Source organism: Kitasatospora sp. NPDC097691 (genome assembly GCF_040302665.1).
GTDB lineage: Bacteria > Actinomycetota > Actinomycetes > Streptomycetales > Streptomycetaceae > Kitasatospora.
Map to the genome: position 1 here is coordinate 82,478 of NZ_JBEORY010000016.1, position 20,036 is coordinate 102,513.

Sequence of the window (20,036 nt, forward strand, 5' to 3'; positions counted from 1 at the left end):
TCGCCGTCGGCCCGCCCTCCGCCACCGGCCCGCCCTCCGCCACCGGCCGGTCGGCCGGGCCCGGCTCCGCGTGGCAGCGGGACCGGGCCCGACCGGGGTGGGTCCTATCCGAGGGTCCACTTCTGGTTGTCGCCGCCCCAACAGCTCCACAGCTGGACGGGCGTGGAGTCGGCGACGGCCGCGCCGGCGACGTCCAGGCACCGGCCGGACGGAACGCCCGTGACGGTGCCGTCGGCGTTGAAGCGCCATTGCTGGTTGGCACCGCCGTTGCAGGGCCAGGTCACCACCTTGGTGCCGTCGGCCGTCGCGCCGCCGTACGCGTCCAGGCACAGCGTGCTGCCGGAGACGTTCACCGTGAGCTGCCCGTCGGCGGTGCGCGTCCAGGTCTGGTTCGCCCCGCCCCAGCAGGTGTAGATCTGCGCCTGCGTCCCGGCGGTGGCGGAGGCGTTGGGGACGTCCAGGCACTTGCCCGAGCCGGTGCCGCGCACCGCCCCTGCGGTGGCCGGGGAGTTGGCGTAGCCGGCGGCGACGATGTCGGCCTGGACGGCGTTCTCGGTTGCCTCCGACGGGTAGCCGGCGGTCATCACGCCCTCGTAGAAGGTGCCGCGGGCGCCCTTGCTGTTGTCCCCGCCGATGCCGAGGATGATCGCGCCCTCCTTGTGCATCGGGTTGTAGCCCGACGCGTTCGGGCGCGGCCCGGAGTAGAACGTCGACAGGCCGCCGGACCGGGCGTCGCCGGCGCGGATCGCCCACTGGTTCGGCGCGCCCTTGACCATGGCCGTCAGGTAGCGGTGGTTCACCGTCGGGTCGTTGGCGTTGTAGCCCGTATTGGCCCCGGAGAACAGGCCGTTCTCCAGGTCGGCCATCACCCAGGGGCCCGGGCCGGTGCCGTAGCCCCAGACCTTGATGTTGCCGAAGTAGATGGCCTCCATGTGACCGTTGCCGGTGTCGTTGCTGCTCGTCTCGGCGTTGCCGTAGTCGAAGCAGCAGCCGCCGTTGTAGTGCGTGCCGTCCAGGATCGCGTACATCCCCTCGGGCTGGTCGCCGGTGGCGATGCCCGAGGTGTGGTTGTTGCGGTAGCCGGTGCCCGGCGCCACGTACACACCGTAGGCCCGGTGACCGTTCAGCGTGGTGGGCGCCGCGGCCGCGTCCGCGAGGTTGTCCGGACCGGAGGCGGCCCCTCCCCCGGGTGCCTGGGTGAGGTGGTTGCTCCGACCGCTCTGGTCGTAGATCACGGTGATCACGCAGGTGGTGCCGGCACAGAAGGCATCCTGCGCCGCCGCGTCGGCGTAGCCGCCGGTGCTCAGCACGCCGATGTCCCGGAGCGCCTGGTCCGACGAGCGCCTGACCTGGTACAGCGGCCCGGCGTACCTGGCGTAGAGCGCGCGGGTGGTGCTGTGCGCGGCGACGCAGGGCGTGCCGCCGGCGGCGTACACGTCGCACGGACCCTGTGCGGCCGCCTGCGCCACGCCGCTCGTCGCGGTGGCGCCGGCCAGGGCGCCGACGAGGACGGCGAGGGCCGCCCCGGCTCGGGCGAGGCGCCGTCGTACACCGATTCCACGGGTTGTCCTGTTGCTGTCACTCATGGGGTCTCCCTGCTCATCGTTGAGCGCGGCCACGGGAATGTGAGCGCTAACAATCCTGCCCGCGGCGACCTGTACCGACCCGGGCTGGAGGTGGAGGGTTCCTGAATCGGTGACAGTGCCCGCGCCCACCGTGCTCCGTCAAGGCTTTCGACCGATTCACACCGAAGCGATCGACAGGGACCGGGGCGGCCGACGGATCATCACCCACCCTTAGCTGCACGGTGGTTGACGCTGGAGATTGTTAGCGCTCACACTCCAACACCGGTACACCTGATCGCCCGCGCCGGTTCGCCGCGCCTTCCACCGGCTCCCCCACGCGTCGGCCGAGATCGAGAGGAACCATCCATGCGCGCACCCTTCCGACGGTGGTCCAGAGCCTCCCGCGTCGCCTGCGCCGCAGTCGTCGTCGTGGCCTTGGCCGCCGGCTGCAGCAAGCAGGGCGCCGGTGACTCCGGCACGCCCGCCGGCGGTTCCGCCGCCACCGCGCCCGCGATCCAGGGCGACATCACCTTCAACGACGACAGCCTCGGCCGCCTCGACGCCGCGCTCAAGGCTGCCCTCCAGGGCAAGGACCTCTCCAAGCTGGACCTGGCCATGGTGGTCAACGTCGCCGTGGACTACTGGAACGCCGGAAAGGCCGGCTTCACCAAGGGGCTCGCCGACCTCGGGGTCAAGGGCACCTTCCAGGCCCCCGCGAACGGCCGACTGGACCAGCAGCTGTCCATCCTCCAGACCCTGCGCGGGCAGGACGTCTCCGCCTTCTCGCTCTCCGCGATCGACCCCGCCGCCGTCAAGTCGCCGATCCAGGCCGCCGCTTCGGCCTCCATCCCGGTCCTCGCCATCGACTCGCCACTGCCCGCCGAGGACGGCGCCGCGCTCTACCTCGGCACCCCGAACTACCAGGCCGGCAAGCGGGCCGGCGAGGCGATGAAGGCCGCACTGGGCGGCCGGGGCAAGGTCGTGGTGCTGGTCGGCTCGCTGACCGCGTCCAACGCCGTCGAGCGCATCCAGGGCTTCGAGGACGCGCTGAAGGGCACCGGCATCGAGGTGGCCAACAAGCTCGCCGACAACATGGACGCGGCCAAGGCCCTGACCAACGCGCAGACCGCCATCCAGACCGACCCGGGCGTGACCGGCCTCTACGGCGTCTACTCCTACGACGGCCCCTCGGCCGCGCAAGCGGTGCAGGCGGCGGGCCGCGCCGGCAAGGTCAAGGTGATCTCCGACGACAGCGACGCCCAGACCCTGACGTTCATCCAGCAGGGCGTCATCCAGGCCACCGTCGTCCAGTCGCCCTACCAGCAGGGCTACACCGGCGCCTATCTGCTGGCCGCGCTCAAGGTGCTCGGCAAGGACGCCACGATGGCCGTCGTCAAGCCGTTCCTGGAATCCGACGGCAACACCCTGAGCTCCGGCGTCGGCGTCGTCGTCCAGGGCAACCTCGACGCCTTCCGAGCCAGGCAGTCCCAGCTCGGCATCACCGGATGATCAGGGCGACCCACTCCACCGGCGGCGGGCCGGCCGCGACCCTTCGCGCGGTGCGCAAGAGCTACGGGCCGGTCACCGTGCTGGACATCCCCGAACTCGACCTGATGAGGGGCCGGATCACCTGCGTGGTCGGAGAGAACGGCGCCGGGAAGTCGACCCTGATGGGCGTGCTGTCCGGCACCGTCTCCCCCACCACCGGGGAGGTCCTGATCGCGGACCGGCCGCTCCAGCCGGGCCGCCCCGACCACGCGAAGGCGCTCGGCGTCGCTCTCGTGGCCCAGGAGTTCCCCCTGGTCGGACGGCTGAGCGTGGCCGAGAACCTGCTGCTCGGCCGGCGTACCCGCGGCAGGCACGGTGCGGGGAGGCTGCGCCGGGCCCTGTTCGACCGCGCCGGCACCCGGCGCGAGGCCCGTGAACTGCTGGCGGAGATCGGTGTCGAGGGCGTCGACGTCGACCGGCCCGTGGAGCAACTGCCCGTCCCGCTGCGACAGATGACCGAGATCGCCAAGGCCTGGGGCAACCGGCCGCTGGTCCTGATCCTGGACGAGCCGACCTCCTCGCTCGGGCCGGTCGAGGCCGGAAAGGTCCTCGCCCTCGCACGGCAGCACGCCGCGGACGGCGGCGCGGTGCTGTTCATCGGCCACCGTCTGGACGAGGTGCGGGACATCGCAGACCGCGTGCTCGTGCTGCGCGGCGGCAGCCTGGTCGCGGACCTCGGCCCTGGCGAGGCGACCGAGGCGCGGATGATCCGCGAGATGGTCGGCGGCGAACTCGACCGTGACACCGCCGTGGGACCCGTTCCGGCGACGGCCCGCACCGTCCTGAGCGCGCGGGGGCTGACGGCGGACGGTCTCGGTCCGATCGACCTGGACCTGCGGGCCGGCGAGATCGTCGGCGTGGCCGGGCTGATGGGCTCCGGCCGCAGCCGGCTGTTGCACACCCTGATGGGCGCGCAACCCCGCACGGGCGGCGCCGTCGAGTTGGCCGGACGCCGCTTCCACCCGCGCCACCCCGCCGACTCCGTCGCCGCGGGCATCGGCCTGGTGCCGGAGGACCGCAAGGAGCAGTCGCTGCTGCTGTCACACCCGGTGCGCTGGAACGCCACCCTCGCCACGTTGCGGCGCGACTCCTGGCACGGCGTCCTCACCCCCGGCGGCGACCGTGCACGCTCACAACGGATCGTCGACGGCCTGGGAGTCCGACTGCACAGCCAGGAGCAGCCGATCCGCGACCTGTCCGGCGGCAACCAGCAGAAGGTCGTGTTCGGCCGGTGGCTGCACGCCGCCCCCGACGTCCTGCTGCTCGACGAGCCCACCCGCGGCGTGGACGTGGGGGCCAAGGCCGAGATCTACCGGCTCGTCGACCGGGCCGCGGCGGACGGTCTGGCCGTCCTGGCCGCCTCGTCCGAACTGGAGGAACTGCTGTGGATCTGCCACCGGATCCTGGTGATGGCCCACGGACGGATCGTCGCCGACCTACCCCGCGAGCACTTCGGCAAGGAACGCATCATGGCGGCGGCCACCAGTCGGCCGCAGCCGTCGGCGAGCACGGAGGAACACGCATGACCACCGAGACCGCCCCCGCCCGCGAGGAGGCGCCCGCACCGGCCCGGAACCGGCTGCGCGTCCTGGTCGGCACGCCCGAAGTGGGCGTCGTCCTCGCCTGCGTCGCCGTATTCACCGGGCTCACCCTGGCCCGGGACACCTTCGCGAGCGCGGTCAACCTCCAGGGCATGGGCGCCGACCTCGCGCAGTACGGGTTGATCGCGATCGGCGAATCGTGATCCTCATGTCCTGGCTGGACGTCCGGGCCGGCCTGCCCGCCGGTGTGGCGGTCCTGGCGACCCTGGCCGTCGCCGGGCTCGTCGGGCTGGTCCACGGGCTGGCCGTCACCCGGCTGCGGATGCCGCCGTTCGTCGTCACGCTGGTCACCTACACGGTGGCGCAGGGCGTGACCCTGGCGATCACCTCGGGAACCTCCATCGTCGGCATCTCCCCGTTCTTCGGCGACGTCGGCCAGAGCTACCTGGCCCAGATCCCGGTGCCGCTGGTGCTGTTCGCGGCGGTGACCGCCGCCGCGTGGTTCTTCCTTGAGCGCACCTACGCGGGACGGCATGTCTACGCGGTCGGCGGCAACCCCGAGGCGGCCCGGCTGGCCGGCATCCGCGGCGACCGCCGGGTGGTGTCGATGTACGTGGCCTCCTCCCTGGTGTCGGCCTTCGCCGGGATGCTCGTACTGGGCCGGATGGGGGTCGGTTCCGCCAGTGGCGTCGGCGTCGGCTGGGAGCTCTCGGCGATCGCGGCCGCGGTCATCGGCGGGGTCAGCCTGACCGGCGGGCAGGGCCGCGTCGTGGGTATCGTCGCCGGTGCCGTCCTCCTGGAGCTGATCAACAACGGGCTGACCACCCTCCAGGTCGACTCCGACTACACCAACATCGTGCTCGGTTGCGTGCTCGGCCTGGCCATCACGGCCGACCGCCTGCGCGCCAGACACGTGGCGAGGCGCTCCTGACCCTGCGTCCGGATCGCCGACGGTGCCTCGTGCCCCCTCGGCCGTCCCGGCGAACCCCCGACCGGCCCGGCGGGGGTTTCGCCGCGTCCGCAAGCCGATGGCACCGGCACGGGGCCGGGTAGCGCACCCAGCCCCCGGCGAAATCGGGCCCGGACTGGATGTTTGCGTTAACATTCAACTACCGTGATGCCGTCAGAGCAGGACACCACCCTGGGGCCGACACCTGTGAATCCCACCGTTTCCACTTTCCGGCCGCGCGTTCTCGTCGCGGAGGACGAGGCCGGAGTCACAGACATGCTCACCACCGGTCTGCGGTTCCTCGGATTCGATCCCCACGCCGTGGCGTCGGGCAAGGAATGCCTGTCCCAAGCACTGGCGCGGAAGCACGATATCGTCCTGCTCGACGTGCTGCTGCCCGACGTGGACGGCTTCGAAGTCTGCGCCCGGCTGCGGAGGTCCGACGTGCGGACCCCCGTCATCTTCCTCAGTGCACGGACCTCGGTGAGCGACCGGATCCGCGGCCTCACCCTGGGCGGCGACGACTACGTCACCAAACCCTTCGACCTGAACGAGGTCGCCGCACGGATCCACGCGACGCTGCGTCGTTCACCGGACCACACCGCGCCGCGCCGCCTGAAGGCGGGCGACGTCGAACTCGACCGCATGAGCCACGATGTCCGGCTGCACGGAGCGCCGGTCCGGCTGACGGCCACGGAATTCCTCCTGCTGCAGTACCTCATGGAGCGCCCCGAGGAGGTCGTGACCAAGGCGGACATCCTCACGAACGTCTGGGGCCACGGCTTCCAACGCGACACGGGCATCGTGGAGACGTACATCTACTACCTCCGGCGGAAGCTCGGCGACACCGATCAGGCACTGATCCGCACGGTGCGCGGCGTCGGCTACGCATTGCGCGCCGGCCACGCCCCGCGAGCGGAGTGACGATGACGAGGCCCTCCGAAGCATCCGAAAACGGAGAACCACCGGGACTGCGGCCCGACGAGGAGCTGCGCGATCTCCTGGCCACCGTCGGCCACGAGCTGCGAGCGCCCCTGACGACGATCGCCGGCTACGCCCAGCTGGGCCTCCTCGGCGGCCTGGACGACCGCCAGGCCCTCCACCGCGCCATGACGCGGGTGCAGGCGGAAGCCCGTCGGATGGCAGCCCTGGTCGACGAGTTGCTGCTGTTCTCCACCCTGGGCGAGCGGCGGCCCCTGGAATGCGTCCCCGTCGACCTGGCCGAGCTCTGCGCCGAGCTCGTGGCCGACACGCAGGTGAGCCACCCCGGCCGACCGGTCGCCCTCGTCGTCGACGAAGGCCGCCACCTCGTCCGGGGAGACCCGCACCGGCTCCGGCAGGTGCTGATCAACCTCCTCGTCAACGTGCACCATCACACACCACCGGGCACACGCACCGAGGTGCGGCTGCGCCACGAGGCGGACTGGGCCTGCGTCGACGTGGCCGACGACGGACCCGGGATTCCGCCCGGCCTCCACGAGCGCGTCTTCGAGCCGTTCTTCCGCGCCCGGCGATCACCGGCCGGCCACGAGGACGGGAGCGGGCCGCGCGGGGCGGCCCCCGGCGGCGGACTCGGCCTGAGTCTGGTCGCGGCCCTGGTCGAAGCCCACGGCGGCACCGTGCGGATCGCGCCGTCCGACAAGGGCGCGCGGTTCACCGTCCGGCTGCCGGCACGGCCGCCGATCGAATCCCGAGGTGATTCTGATCGAACTCTGAGATCAATCCCCGACCGCCCGTGATGTCATCCATTCGCGGACACGACGCAGGGGCTCTCCGGTCACCGCCAGTTCCATCCCGCATTTCCCCCGGGCAGGAAAGCCATGGCGCCCGCCTTCCCCGGGCGGCGACCGGAGGAGCCCTGACGCGCTTCCGGAAAGCCCGTTCGGCGGCCCGGAATTGAAGCCCCAGGCGCACCCTCCGAATCTTCACCCGGGGGATTCATGTCCCTCCATTTCCCTCCCGTATAGTCCTGCTGCCATGGAGTTGGAATTCCGTCATCTCAGAATGATCCGAGCCATCGGCGACGCCGGAAGCGTGACCAAGGCGGCGGACCGCCTCGGACTCGCCCAATCGGCGCTTTCCACCCAGCTGAAACGCATCGAGAACGCCCTGGGCGGCCGGCTCTTCGAGCGGGGCAGGGAGGGCGTGCGACCGACCCCTCTGGGCGTCCTGGTGCTGGAGCGCAGCCGGGTGCTCCTGCCCGCCATGCGTCAACTGCAGAAGGACGCCGTCCGCTTCGCGCACGCCGCGCGCGAGACCAGCGGACTGCGCGTGGGCGCGACCCACGGTCCGCTGCTGGGCGCCCTGGTCGACCGGCTGGCGGCGGCCAGGCCCGAGATGGCACTGAGCACCCAATCGTCGAGCTCGACCTCGGAACTGGTGAGCCGGGTGGCGGAGGGGCGGCTGGACCTCGTGCTGACCGGGCTCTGCGGACACCGGAAGGCGATGGGCGACGGACGGCTGGAGTGGCGGGAGATCGCCGTCGACCCGGTGTTCGCCGTGCTCTCCGAGGACCATCCGCTGGCGCGGGAACGTGAGCTGGAACTCGGGCGACTCGCCGGTGAGCGCTGGGCTTTGCCGCCCGGCGACAGTTGCTTCACGGAGTGCTTCACGGAGTGCTTCACGGCCGCCTGCGTGCGGGCGGACTTCCTGCCCCTGCCGGTGTACGAGGCCGATGCGGCGTCGTGCCTCCACCTCGTGCGGACGGGCCGGGCCGTGTCGTTGTGCCGAGCGACGTTCCCGCCCACCGACGGGGTCGTGACGGTTCCGCTGGATCCGCCGGAGCTGAGCTGGCGCCAGGTGATCGGCTGGGTGCCGCACTCCCTGGCGTGGGGGCTCGCGGACGAGGTGGTCGGCTACGCCAAGGCGGTGCACGCGGACGCCGCGGCGCTGAATGCGGCGTACGCGGCATGGCTGCGGCGGAGGGCCCGTTCGGCGCCGTGACACGAGGCGACCGCGCCTCCGGCGGTTCGTTCATCTCGGGCAGCCAGGCGCAGGGCGTCACCTCCGGCGGCTCCGGCAACTGCACCTCCGGCGGCGGCACCATCTACTTCCGGCCCGTCGACCCGATCCTCGATGCCTACGGCCTGACGCCGGCCACCAGCTGCCCCCCTCCCCCGAGCGGGTGCCCGCTCCCCGGCCGCCGGCAGGAGGCGGGGACCCAGGTTTCAGACCCGGGCGACATAAAATATTCACCCAATTTTTACTCCCGGGCCATCCGGGCAACTCTCCTGCCAGTGGCGAGCGTTCGCACGGACCGGTCGACGGGGAACCGGGATCCAACAGTGATCCGGAGCCCCTTGACGCCATCGTTGTGAGCGTTAACACTCATGTCACGCCAGGCCGGAGCCGTGCGGACCCACTCCCTCGACACGAGGACCGCACCCGGCCGGTCCCCGCTCGACCGCTCCCGGCCGCCCTGCCACCGGGCGGCACCGTGCCGGTCGCGGAACATCACTGGAGGAACTGTGCGGAAGCTTTCAGCAGGCCTCGTCGCCACGGGTCTCGCCCTGTCCCTGGCAGCCTGCGGCCAGAGCGCCAACGGAGCCGGCGACGGCGCGGCCAAGGGCGACGCCAAGGGCGGTCTCGTCGGCATCGCCATGCCGACGAAGTCGTCGGAACGCTGGATCAACGACGGCAACAACATGGTCAAGGAGTTCCAGGCCAAGGGCTACAAGACCGACCTGCAGTACGGCGACAACGTGGTGGAGAACCAGGTCTCCCAGGTGGAGAACATGATCACCAAGGGCGCCAAGCTGCTGGTGATCGCCGCCATCGACGGCTCCTCGCTCACCAACGTGCTGCAGAAGGCGGCCGACGCGCACATCCCGGTCATCTCCTACGACCGGCTGATCCGCGGTACGAAGAACGTCGACTACTACGCGACCTTCGACAACTACCAGGTCGGTGTCCTCCAGGGCGGCTACATCGCCGACAAGCTCGGGCTCAAGGACGGCAAGGGCCCGTTCAACATCGAGCTGTTCGCGGGCTCGCCCGACGACAACAACGCCACCTTCTTCTTCAACGGCGCGATGAGCGTCCTCAAGCCCTACATCGACCAGAAGAAGCTGGTCGTGCAGAGCGGTCAGACCGACTTCAACCAGGTCGCCACGCTGCGCTGGGACGGCGGTCTCGCGCAGTCGAGGATGGACAACCTCCTGAGCAAGGCCTACACCTCCGCCCACCTCGACGCCGTGCTCTCGCCGTACGACGGCATCTCGATCGGCATCCTCTCCTCGCTCAAGGGCGTCGGCTACGGCACCGCCAAGTCCCTGCCCGTCGTCACGGGCCAGGACGCCGAGCTGGCCTCGGTGAAGTCGATCATCGCGGGCGAGCAGACCCAGACCGTCTACAAGGACACCCGCCAACTGGCCAAGGCGGCCGCCCAGATGGGCGACGCCGTGCTGACCGGCGGCAAGCCCGAGGTCAACGACACCAGCCAGTACGACAACGGCGCCAAGACCGTCCCGGCGCAGCTGCTCCAGCCGGTGAGCGTCGACAAGGACAACTACAAGCAGGTCCTGGTGGACAGCGGCCAGTACAACGCCGACCAGCTGAAGTAGTCCACCGGGCCCGCCCGGGCGGGCCCGGCTCTCGACCGGCGGTGCGGGAGCCGGAGAACCCGTGGCCACCACACCGCCCCCGAACGATACGGAAACACACCCATGGCTGGACCCGTTCTCGAAATGCGGTCGATCAGCAAGTCGTTCCCCGGCGTCAAGGCACTCTCCGAGGTCAACCTGACCGTCGCCGCGGGCGAGGTGCACGCCATCTGCGGCGAGAACGGCGCCGGCAAGTCCACCCTGATGAAGGTGCTCAGCGGGGTCTACCCGCACGGCGGCTACGAGGGCGAGATCCTCTTCGAGGGCGAGCCCTGCCGCTTCAAGGACATCCGGGCCAGCGAGCAGCGCGGCATCGTCATCATCCACCAGGAACTGGCCCTGGTGCCGTACCTATCCATCGCCGAGAACGTCTTCCTGGGCAACGAGCACGCCACCCGGGGCATCATCGGCTGGCACCGGACGCTCACCCACGCCGCCGAACTGCTCCGGCAGGTCGGCCTGGACGAGAACCCGCACACCCGGGTCGCCGATCTCGGCGTCGGCAAGCAGCAGTTGGTCGAGATCGCCAAGGCGCTCGCCAAGAAGGTCAAGCTGCTCATCCTGGACGAGCCGACCGCCGCGCTGAACGACGAGGACAGCCGTAAGCTGCTCGACCTGATCCTCGGACTCAAGGCGCAGGGCATCTCCTGCATCATCATCTCGCACAAGCTGAACGAGATCGCCCGGGTCGCGGACGCCGTGACCATCCTGCGCGACGGGCAGACGATCGAGACGATCGCGATCGGCTCCGAGGGCATCTCCGAGGACCGGATCATCCGCGGCATGGTCGGCCGCGACCTGAAGCACCGCTACCCCGAGCGACAGCCCTATTCAGAGGACGGGGCGGACATCGGGGAGGTCGCCTTCGAGGTCGAGGACTGGAGCGTCCGGCACCCGATCGACCAGCAGCGCACGGTCGTGGACGGCGCCTCGCTGAGCGTGCGGCGCGGCGAGATCGTCGGCATCGCCGGACTGATGGGCGCCGGCCGCACCGAGCTGGCGATGAGCGTCTTCGGCCGATCGTACGGGCGATGGGCGGGGGGCAAGGTCCGGCTGCACGGCGAGGAGATCCGCACCCGGACGGTGCCCGAGGCGATCGCGCACGGCATCGCGTACGTCACCGAGGACCGCAAGCAGCTCGGCCTCAACCTGATCGACGACATCAGCCGGAACATCTCCCTGAGCGCGCTCGGCAAGCTCTCCCGCAGGGGCCGGGTCGACCGGCACGAGGAGGCCAGGGTCGCCGAATCGTTCCGGCAGACCATGAACATCAAGGCCCCGACGGTGTTCACCCGGACCGGCACGCTGAGCGGAGGCAACCAGCAGAAGGTCGTCCTCAGCAAGTGGATCTTCGCCGAGCCGGAGGTGCTGATCCTCGACGAGCCCACCCGCGGCATCGACATCGGCGCCAAGGCGGAGATCTACACCGTCATCGCCGAGCTGGCCGCCCAGGGCAAGGCCGTGATCGTCATCTCGTCCGAACTCCCCGAACTCCTGGGCCTGTGCGACCGGATCTACACCATGGCCGAGGGCCGGATCACCGGTGAGGTGGCCCGCGCCGACGCCACCCAGGAATCCCTCATGCGGCTCATGACCATGAGCGCCGCATCCAGCAACGAGCAGGTGTGAGGCATGGCCCCGACCGAGATCATCCCGGATTCGTCCCCGAAGGCGCCGCAGGCGGGCCCCGGCCCCTCCCTCGGCGGCGTGCTGGCCCGCGCGCTGCGCGGCAACGTACGCCAGTACGGCATGCTGGTCGCGCTCGCGCTGATCGTGCTGCTGTTCCAGGTCTGGACGGACGGCATCCTGCTCCAGCCGCTCAACATCACCAACCTGATCCAGCAGAACGGCTACATCCTCATCCTGGCGATCGGGATGATGATCGTCATCATCGCCGGGCACATCGACCTCTCGGTCGGCTCGCTGGCCGCCTTCGTCGGGGCCGCGGCGGCGGTGATGATGGTCAAGCACCATGTGCCGTGGCCGGTGGCGGTGCTGGCCGCGCTGGTGGTCGGCGCCCTCGCCGGCGCCTGGCAGGGCTTCTGGATCGCCTACCTCGGCATCCCGTCCTTCATCGTCACCCTGGCGGGCATGCTGCTGTTCCGCGGCGGCACCCAGATCCTGCTCCAGGGCCAGTCGGTCGCGCCGTTCCCCAAGGGCTTCCAGAGCATCAGCAGCGGATTCCTCCCCGAAGTCGGACCACACACCAACTACCACAACCTCACCCTGCTACTGGGCCTCGCGGTGCTGGCCGTCGCCGTCCTCCAGGAGGTGCGCGGCCGGCGGCAGACCGCCTCGTACGGGCTGGAGGTCCTCCCGGTCGGCCTGTTCTTCGTCAAGCTCGCCGCGATCACGGCCGCCGTGGTGGTCTTCACGCTGCTGCTGGCCAGCTACCACGGCGTGCCGATCGTCCTGCTGATCCTCGGCGCCCTGCTGGTCGGGTTCGGCTACCTGATGCGCAACTCGATCATCGGGCGGCACACCTACGCCATCGGCGGCAACGAGGCCGCGGCCAAGCTGTCCGGTGTGAAGAGCAAGCGGGTCGTCTTCCTCGCCTTCACCAACATGGGCGTCCTCGCGGCGCTCGCCGGGCTCGTCTTCGCCGCGCGGCTCAACGCCGGCACGCCGCAGGCCGGCATCAACTTCGAGCTGGAGGCCATCGCCGCCGCCTTCATCGGCGGCGCCTCCGCCAGCGGTGGCGTGGGCACCGTCCTCGGCGCCATCATCGGCGGCCTGGTGCTCGGCGTGCTGAACAACGGCATGTCGCTGGTCGGCGTGGGCACCGACTACCAGCAGGTCATAAAGGGACTGGTGCTGCTCGCAGCCGTCGGATTCGACGTCTACAACAAGCGCAAAGCCGGTTCCTGACCCCCTGAGCGCGGGCGGGGAGCAGCGCCCTGATTGAGGGCACGGCGCTGCACCCCGCCCGCTTGTCGTCCTTCCGCCCGCTCCTCCGTGCAGACTTCTCCGTACGAGAGCACGTCCGGAGCCGGTGCGAGGACCCGGCGAGAAGACCGGCGAGAAGACCGGCGAGAAGACCCGTGAGCAGACAGGAGCCGACGTGAACAGGGAGACCCCCGAACGTGGGAACCTTCCCGCCGCATCGACCCGCTTCGTGGGCCGGCGTCACGAGATCGCCGAGATCCGCCGTCGGCCGGCCACACACCGGTTCGGCCGCGTCCCGGCTGCGCACCCTGTCCGTCGGGCCGCCGATCTCGTCCGCGGCTGCCGGACATCAACGAGTCGGACGACGACGTCGTGCTGCGGTTTCAGCGGGCGTACGCGGCAGGGCGGGTTCGGCAGCATCACAGTCGACATCACAGTCGACGCGGACGGGTACCGGGCGACTGTGCTCTACACCCCCGACGGCCTGGCAGTCCGGTTGACCCGCTGCTGAAACGCACCCGCGCGCTCCCGAGCCCGAGGAGGCAACACCCCATGACCGTGGCCGCGACCAACTGGGCCGGGAACATCGCGTTCGGCGCCGAGCGGTTCCACGAGCCGCGCTCCGTGGGCGAGTTACGACGGATCGTCGCGGGCAGCCGGTCGGTGCGGGCGGTCGGGACCGGGCACTCGTTCAACGCGATCGCGGACACCACGGGCGACTTGGTGTCCGTCGCCGGCCTGCCCCGGGTGGTCGGCCTGGACGAGCGGGCCGGCACGGTCACCGTGAGCGCCGGGCTACGGTTCGGCGAACTCGCCGAGGTGCTGGACCGGTCGGGGCTCGCGCTGCACAACCTCGGGTCCCTGCCGCACATCTCGGTCGCAGGCGCGTGCGCGACCGGGACACACGGCTCGGGGGTCGCCAACGGCTGCCTCGCGGCGGCGGTCCGATCCGTCGAGCTGGTCACGGCGGACGGCGCCCTGGTGACGGTCGAGCGGGGCGCGGCGGAGTTCCCCGGTGCGGTCGTGTCCCTTGGCGCCCTCGGTGTGGTCACCCGGCTGACCCTGGACGTCGTGCCGGCGTTCGAGGTGCGGCAGTGGGTGTACGAGGGCCTGCCGACGGCCGTGCTGCGTGAGCGCTTCGACGAGGTCATGGCGGCGGCGTACAGCGTCAGCCTCTTCACCGCCTGGCGGACGGACCGGATCGATCAGGTCTGGCTCAAGGCGCGGGGCGGCGCCGACGCCCCCGGGGCCTGGCTCGGCGCAGTGCTCGCCGACGGTCCGCGCCACCCCGTGCCGGGGTGCCCGCCCGAACCCTGCACGCGGCAACTGGGCGTTCCCGGCCGGTGGCACACCCGGCTCCCGCACTTCCGGCCGGACTTCACGCCGAGCAGCGGCGACGAGCTGCAGTCCGAGTACTTCGTCGCCCGCGCCAACGCCGTCGCCGCGTTCGACGCACTGGACGCCGTCCGGGCCCGGATCTCACCGGCCTTGCAGATCGGTGAGATCCGCACGGTGGCGGCGGACGACTTGTGGCTCAGCCCCGCGTACAAACGCGACTGCGTCGCCTTCCACTTCACCTGGCACCCGGATGCGGCGGCCGCGGCGGGCGCGGTCGAGGCGGTCGAGGAGGCCCTGTCCACCTTCACCGCCCGGCCGCACTGGGGCAAGGTCTTCGCCATGACGCCCGAGGCGATCCGCGAGTCGTACCCGCGCTGGGAGGACTTCTGCCGGCTGCTGGGCGAGTTCGATCCGGCGGGCACGTTCCGCAACGAGTTCGTCGCCCGCCACTTCCACGCCAGGTAGCACCTGCTCCAGGGGCCCTCGCGGCGGCAGCGTCGTGTTAACGCTAACATTCTACTTGACGATTCAACTGAATCGCCTTTCGGCTGAGGCGCATCAAGTCGTGCGTCGCCGCCCAGCACAGAGGGCGCCCATGCCCCTGCTCGTCATCCGCCATGGCGAATCCCAGGCCGACGAACAGAACCGCCTCGCCGGGTAGTCGGACACCCCGCTCACCGACCCCGGTGGGCGGCGCTGTCACCCCATAGGACAGGAAACCCGAACTCCCATGTCAGAACGAACCGATGCCGTGGTGACCACGCTCGACGCCACCATCGTCCCGGGTGAAGTGGTCGGCCGCGGCAGTGAGCAGGCGTACCGCAGGCTCGCCCCGGCGCCCGGTGAACCGCACGTCACGCGGGACGACCTGACCGGGCGCCGGACGGGACCGCTCCTTTCCCTTCTGCGGTTCGTGCACGTCACCGACTACCAGCTCGCGGACCTCGCTTCGCCCGGCCGGATCGACTTCGTCCAGCGGTACGCCGACCGGCGCGGCTGGGCCGGGATGGTACCGGCGTACCGTCCGCAGGAGATCGTCTCCACCCATGCCTTCGAGGCGATGGCCCGCACCGTGGCGAGGTTGGCGAGGGATCCGGGCACGCCCGTCCGGTTCGTGCTCACCACCGGGGACAACACCGACAACGCCCAACGCAACGAGCTGCGTCAGTTCCTGACCCTGATGCACGGCGGCGCGAGCGTGGACCCGACATTCGGCGTCAGCGGGAGCGGCGACACCACGGCGATCCCGTCGTACACCGTGTCCGGCGACTACTACAACCCGGAGCCGGGGTCGCGTGACCGGTACAAGCAGAGGTACGGCTTCCCGGACCGGCCGGGCCTGCTGGCCTCGGCGACCGAGCCGTTCCCCGCCCGGGGCTTCGGCGTCGACTGGCTGGCCTGCTTCGGCAACCACGACTGCCTCGCGCAGGGACGTGCACCGGTCACACCGGGCTTCCAGGGCCTGCTCACCGGTGACCAACGGCCGGTCGCCGCACCCGCCGCACTACCCCGGGCACCGACCGACGCCTACCTGACGGATCCGGCGGTGCTGGCCGGCGGAGCGACGATGAAGATCCGGCCGCGAACGGACCGGCGGATCATCGACAAGACCGAGTACATCCGGGCGCACCTGGACAGCCCCGGCACCCCCCGCGGGCACGGGTTCAGCGAGACCGACCTCGCCGAGGGCCGTACCTACTACTGCTACGACGAGGTCCCCGGTGTCCGGGTGATCGTCCTCGACACCACCAACCCGGCCGGCCACTCCACCGGTAGCATCGGACGACGCCAACGGGACTGGCTGGAGCAGCGCCTGATCGAGGTGCACTCCTCCTACCGGGACGTGGCCGGCGCCGAGGTCCGCACGGGCTTCCAGGACCGGGTGGTCGTCCTGGCATCGCACCACGGGCTGACCGTGTTCGACAACACCACCCAACGGCCGGACGAGGCGGCGCACCCGGATGCGGACCTGCCGCGGGTGCTCGGCCGCGAGGTCGAGGCGCTCCTGCACCGCTTCGACAACGTGGCACTCTGGCTGGCGGGTCACCAGCACCTCAACGCGGTGACAGCAAAAAGGCGTTCGGATGGTGGCGGCTTCTGGCACGTCATCACTTCCGGCCTCTGCGAGTGGCCGTCCCAGGCACGCATGGTCGAACTCCTCGTCGGCGAAGGCGTCCTGGTGGTCCGCTCCACGATGATCGACCATGCCGCGCCGCTCGCACCGGGAACCGTCCTCGACCTGTGGGACCTGGCCGCCGCCCACCGCGAGCTCGGCGCGAACGAGCCGACTCGGGTCGGCGGGCCGGAGTCGGCGGGCACCCGCCGGGACCGGAACGTCGACCTCCTCGTCCCAATCGGCCCCGCCCTCTGCGCCGCGCTGCGCGCCTGCGGGACCGGTCGCTGATCGGAAGGGACCCCGGCCGACGCGTCGGCCGGGGTCCCTTGAGGCGGCGAGTGCCGGTCAGTGCTGGAACATGAGGAGGCTCGGGCGCCAGGGGAGTCGGTCGTAGGGGCCGGTGGCGTTGGGGGACTTGCCCTGGTAGAGGAGTTGGAGGTTGCAGGGGTCGATGGTCATGGTCTGGTCGGGGTTGTTGCGGATCAGGTCGCCGTGGCTGATGTCGTCGGTCCAGGTGGTGCCGGTGTTGGTCTTGCCTGCGAAGGGGGTGTTCTCGGTGGCGGCCTGCGGGGTCCAGGAGCCGTTCAGGTTGGTGGCGGTGAAGGAGCGGTAGTAGCGTTGTTCGTTCGTGCCCCGGGCCGCGACGATCATGAGGTACTGGTTCTGGTCCTTGACCTCGTAGACCTGCGGCGCCTCGAACAGGTTCTTCGTCCTCAGGTCAGTAGCCGTAGACCAGGTTGTAGGCGTTCTGCGGCAGGAACTGTCCGGCGGTCGATCCGGTGCCGGTGCCGCAGTTGCCGTCGGACTCGCCGGGCGCCTTGATCCACAGCAGCATCTCGGCGCCGTCGCCGACCCGTGTGGGCGTGCCGATCCTCCGCCTCGCCGGGTTGCACCAGGTGCCGTCGGATCCGTTGCCGTTGCGGCTGGTGTCGATCACGTACGGCTTGGTGAACCCGTTCGCCGCCCCGAGGGCCGCGTTGACTGCGTCGCCGTACGCCGTGTTCTGCGCGGTGGGGTAGGTGTTGGACACGTTGAGGGAGAAGCCGTGGGCGCCGCTCGCACCGGCGGCGGCCAGGTACCGGGCCATGGTCTCGGCACTCAACCAGGCGGGGTTGCCGGCATCGAGGTAGACCCAGGTGTTCCGGGCCTTGGCGTTGAACTGCGCGACGGCGTTGCGCAGCAGGGCGTTGCGCTCGGAGATCTGGGCCTGCGTCATGCAGCTCTCGTCCCCCAGCGAGTCGGGTTCGAGGACGACCACGGCCGGCCGGCTGCCGATGCCGTCGGCGAACGCGGCGATCCAGCTGTCGTAGGCGGCAGCGGAACCGCAGCACGCTGGCCACGGCCGACGGCACGCCGATCACCCTGCACGGGGTCAACCGCTCCGGGGCCGAGTTCATGTGCGTCCAAGGGCACGGCATCTTCGACGGCCCTGCCGACCAGGCGTCCGTCGCCGCGATGAAGTCCTGGCGCGTCAACGCGGTCCGGGTGCCGCTCAACGAGGACTGCTGGCTCGGCCACTCCAACGTCGACCCCGCGTACGCCGGCTCGGCCTACATCGGCGCGGTCCGGAGCTACGTCGACCTGCTGCACCGGAACGGCCTGGTGGCGATCCTCGACCTGCACTGGACCGACGGCGCGTACACCGGACCGTCCGCAGGCTGCTCGGAGGCCACCGCCACCTGCCAGAAACCCATGCCGGACGCCGCCGGTGCGCTCCCGTTCTGGACCTCGGTGGCGCGGACCTTCAAGGGCGACGACGCGACCGTCCTCGACCTGTTCAACGAGCCCTACCCGTCACGCGCCACCGGCAGCGAGGACAGCGGCTGGGCGTGCTGGCGGGACGGCGGCAGCTGCCCCGGGATCGGCTTCCAGGTCGCCGGCATGCAGGCGATGGTCGACGCGGTGCGCTCGACCGGCGCGGACAACGTCCTGATGCTCGGCGGCCTGGAGTACGCCAACGACCTCACCCAGTGGGCCGCCCACCAGCCGGCCGATCCCCTGCACAACCTGGCCGCGTCGTGGCACTCGTACAACTTCAACGCCTGCAGCACCGGTTCCTGCTGGGACTCGCAGATCGGGCCGCCGGCGGCCCACGTACCGGTCGTGACCGGAGAGCTGGGCGAGAACGACTGCGCGCACGGCTACCTGGACACGCTGCTGCCGTGGCTGGACCGGCACGGCGTCTCCTATCTCACCTGGGCCTGGAAAACCTGGGACTGCGGCAGCGGCCCGGCGCTGATCAGCTCCTACGACGGCACCCCGACGGCCTTCGGCGCCGGGTACCGCGCACACCTGGCGGGCGGCCCGTAGTCAGGCCGACTTCCGCACCACCAGTTCCGTCGGCAGGACCGTCTGCCGACGGAACCGGCCCGGCTGGGCGATCTCCCTGAGCAGCAGCCGGACCATCAACCGGCCCATCTCTTCCGTCGGTTGACGAACACTGGTGAGCGGCGGCTCGGTGTGCCGGGCCACCACGGAGTCGTCGAAGCCGACCACGGCGACGTCCTCCGGCACCCGCCGGTCCGCCTCGCGCAGCGCCTGCAGGGCACCCGCCGCCATCAGGTCCGAGGCGCAGAACACCGCGTCCAGGCCGGGCCGACGGGCGAGCAGTTCCCGCATGCCCTCACGGCCGCCGTGCTCGGTGAAGTCCCCGTGGGCGACGAGCCCCTCGTCGACCGGAACCCCGGCCTCTGCGAGCGCCTGCCGGTAGCCGGCCAGACGCGCCGCCGCGCCCTCCATGTCGAGCGGTCCCGTGACGGTCCCGATCGCCGTCCTGCCCCGGGACAGCAGGTGCCGGACAGCCGCCCGGGCACCACCCGCGTTGTCGGCGTGCACGTAGCTCAGCGACTCCTCGGCCGAACGGCGGCCGTTGAGCACGGCGGGCAGCTCCAGCCGCTCCAGCAGCTCGGGGAGCGGATCGTCCTGGTGCACCGAGACGAGCAGGACGCCGTCGACCCGGCGGGCGGTGAGGTAACGCGTCAGCCGTTCCCGCTCGCGCTCGTCGCGGACCAGTACCAGGAGCAACTGCAGGTCGGACTCGGCGAGTTCGGCGGAGACTCCGGTGATGATGTCGGAGAAGTAGGGTTCGGAGCGCAGCTTCGCGACGCTCTCGGGGATGACCAGCGCGACCGAGTCCGTCCGGGAGGTGACCAGGGAGCGCGCCGCCTGGTTGGGGACGTAGCCGAGTTCCGCGATGGCCTGCTCGACCGCCGCGCGGGCCTTGGCGCTCACCTTGGGCGAGCCGTTGACGACCCGGGACACCGTGCCCCGGCCCACGCCGGCCCGCGCTGCCACCGCCTCCAGCGTGGGGCGGGCAGCGGGTTGCTGCTGCTCGGCTCGACTCATGATCGTTCTCCCGGCAGACGGTGGACGACGGCGACCTCGGCGACGGCGACGGCGGGCCGGACGACACGTTCCGGTAACGGAGCCGATCCACGCCCTTGACACGCCCCGCGTGGCGAAGCAATCTTCCCACATCATAGTGGGAGCGCT

The 20,036-nt window shown here is 70.8% G+C and carries 16 protein-coding genes and 1 pseudogene; 13 read left to right on the forward strand and 4 right to left on the reverse strand.

Annotated elements, in window-relative coordinates; translation table 11 throughout:
• Window positions 1-104: 104 nt before the first annotated feature.
• Window positions 105-1,586: an arabinofuranosidase catalytic domain-containing protein gene (locus ABTY56_RS14370; protein WP_350629068.1), complete on the reverse strand. Its 1,482-nt coding sequence runs from the start codon at window positions 1,584-1,586 to the stop codon at window positions 105-107.
• Between the two features lie 345 nt (window positions 1,587-1,931).
• Here ABTY56_RS14370 and ABTY56_RS14375 point away from each other — a divergent pair, with 345 nt between their 5' ends.
• From ABTY56_RS14375 to ABTY56_RS14435, 12 genes are all read left to right on the forward strand, one after another.
• Window positions 1,932-3,074 (forward strand): substrate-binding domain-containing protein, encoded by a 1,143-nt coding sequence (locus tag ABTY56_RS14375; protein ID WP_350629069.1) that lies wholly within the window; start codon window positions 1,932-1,934, stop codon window positions 3,072-3,074.
• Window positions 3,071-4,639 carry a sugar ABC transporter ATP-binding protein gene (locus ABTY56_RS14380; RefSeq protein WP_350629070.1) on the forward strand — a complete coding sequence of 523 codons (1,569 nt, stop codon included), beginning with the start codon at window positions 3,071-3,073 and terminating at the stop codon, window positions 4,637-4,639. The genes ABTY56_RS14375 and ABTY56_RS14380 overlap by 4 nt, the downstream gene beginning before the upstream one ends.
• Complete coding sequence (locus tag ABTY56_RS14385; RefSeq protein ID WP_350629071.1) at window positions 4,636-4,857, forward strand: hypothetical protein; 222 nt, start codon at window positions 4,636-4,638, stop codon at window positions 4,855-4,857. The genes ABTY56_RS14380 and ABTY56_RS14385 overlap by 4 nt, the downstream gene beginning before the upstream one ends.
• A 5-nt stretch (window positions 4,858-4,862) precedes the next feature.
• Window positions 4,863-5,585 carry an ABC transporter permease gene (locus tag ABTY56_RS14390; RefSeq protein ID WP_350629072.1) on the forward strand — a complete coding sequence of 241 codons (723 nt, stop codon included), beginning with the start codon at window positions 4,863-4,865 and terminating at the stop codon, window positions 5,583-5,585.
• A 186-nt stretch (window positions 5,586-5,771) separates the two neighbouring features.
• Entirely contained in the window at window positions 5,772-6,527 is a 756-nt protein-coding gene (locus tag ABTY56_RS14395; protein ID WP_350629073.1) for a response regulator transcription factor, read from the forward strand.
• 2 nt (window positions 6,528-6,529) lie between these two features.
• Entirely contained in the window at window positions 6,530-7,342 is an 813-nt protein-coding gene (locus ABTY56_RS14400) for a sensor histidine kinase (protein ID WP_350629074.1), read from the forward strand.
• A gap of 238 nt (window positions 7,343-7,580) precedes the next feature.
• Window positions 7,581-8,546 (forward strand): LysR family transcriptional regulator, encoded by a 966-nt coding sequence (locus ABTY56_RS14405; protein WP_350629075.1) that lies wholly within the window; start codon window positions 7,581-7,583, stop codon window positions 8,544-8,546.
• Between the two features lie 524 nt (window positions 8,547-9,070).
• On the forward strand, window positions 9,071-10,165 hold the full coding sequence (gene chvE, locus ABTY56_RS14415) for a multiple monosaccharide ABC transporter substrate-binding protein (RefSeq protein WP_350629076.1): 1,095 nt from the start codon (window positions 9,071-9,073) through the stop codon (window positions 10,163-10,165).
• Between the two features lie 102 nt (window positions 10,166-10,267).
• Window positions 10,268-11,833, forward strand: coding sequence for a multiple monosaccharide ABC transporter ATP-binding protein (gene mmsA, locus ABTY56_RS14420; RefSeq protein ID WP_350629077.1), 1,566 nt, complete (start codon window positions 10,268-10,270; stop codon window positions 11,831-11,833).
• 3 nt (window positions 11,834-11,836) lie between these two features.
• Window positions 11,837-13,072, forward strand: a complete 1,236-nt coding sequence (gene mmsB, locus ABTY56_RS14425; RefSeq protein ID WP_350629078.1) for a multiple monosaccharide ABC transporter permease — start codon at window positions 11,837-11,839, stop codon at window positions 13,070-13,072.
• Between the two features lie 570 nt (window positions 13,073-13,642).
• Complete coding sequence (locus tag ABTY56_RS14430) at window positions 13,643-14,893, forward strand: D-arabinono-1,4-lactone oxidase (protein ID WP_350629079.1); 1,251 nt, start codon at window positions 13,643-13,645, stop codon at window positions 14,891-14,893.
• A 265-nt stretch (window positions 14,894-15,158) separates the two neighbouring features.
• Window positions 15,159-16,832 carry a metallophosphoesterase family protein gene (locus ABTY56_RS14435; RefSeq protein WP_350629080.1) on the forward strand — a complete coding sequence of 558 codons (1,674 nt, stop codon included), beginning with the start codon at window positions 15,159-15,161 and terminating at the stop codon, window positions 16,830-16,832.
• A gap of 57 nt (window positions 16,833-16,889) precedes the next feature.
• On the opposite strand, the gene ABTY56_RS14440 is transcribed toward ABTY56_RS14435, so the two are convergent.
• Together ABTY56_RS14440 and ABTY56_RS14445 are read right to left on the reverse strand one after the other, a co-directional pair.
• Window positions 16,890-17,261, reverse strand: coding sequence for a non-reducing end alpha-L-arabinofuranosidase family hydrolase (locus tag ABTY56_RS14440; protein ID WP_350629129.1), 372 nt, complete (start codon window positions 17,259-17,261; stop codon window positions 16,890-16,892).
• A 1-nt stretch (window position 17,262) separates the two neighbouring features.
• Window positions 17,263-17,865 (reverse strand): annotated as a pseudogene (locus ABTY56_RS14445) (glycoside hydrolase family 6 protein); the annotation flags it as partial.
• A gap of 35 nt (window positions 17,866-17,900) precedes the next feature.
• Here ABTY56_RS14445 and ABTY56_RS14450 point away from each other — a divergent pair.
• The gene (locus ABTY56_RS14450; RefSeq protein WP_502893115.1) at window positions 17,901-18,854 is read left to right on the forward strand and encodes a glycoside hydrolase family 5 protein; all 954 of its coding nucleotides are present in this window, start codon (window positions 17,901-17,903) and stop codon (window positions 18,852-18,854) included.
• On the opposite strand, the gene ABTY56_RS14455 is transcribed toward ABTY56_RS14450, so the two are convergent.
• Window positions 18,855-19,889 (reverse strand): LacI family DNA-binding transcriptional regulator, encoded by a 1,035-nt coding sequence (locus ABTY56_RS14455; RefSeq protein WP_350629082.1) that lies wholly within the window; start codon window positions 19,887-19,889, stop codon window positions 18,855-18,857.
• Window positions 19,890-20,036: the final 147 nt, after the last annotated feature.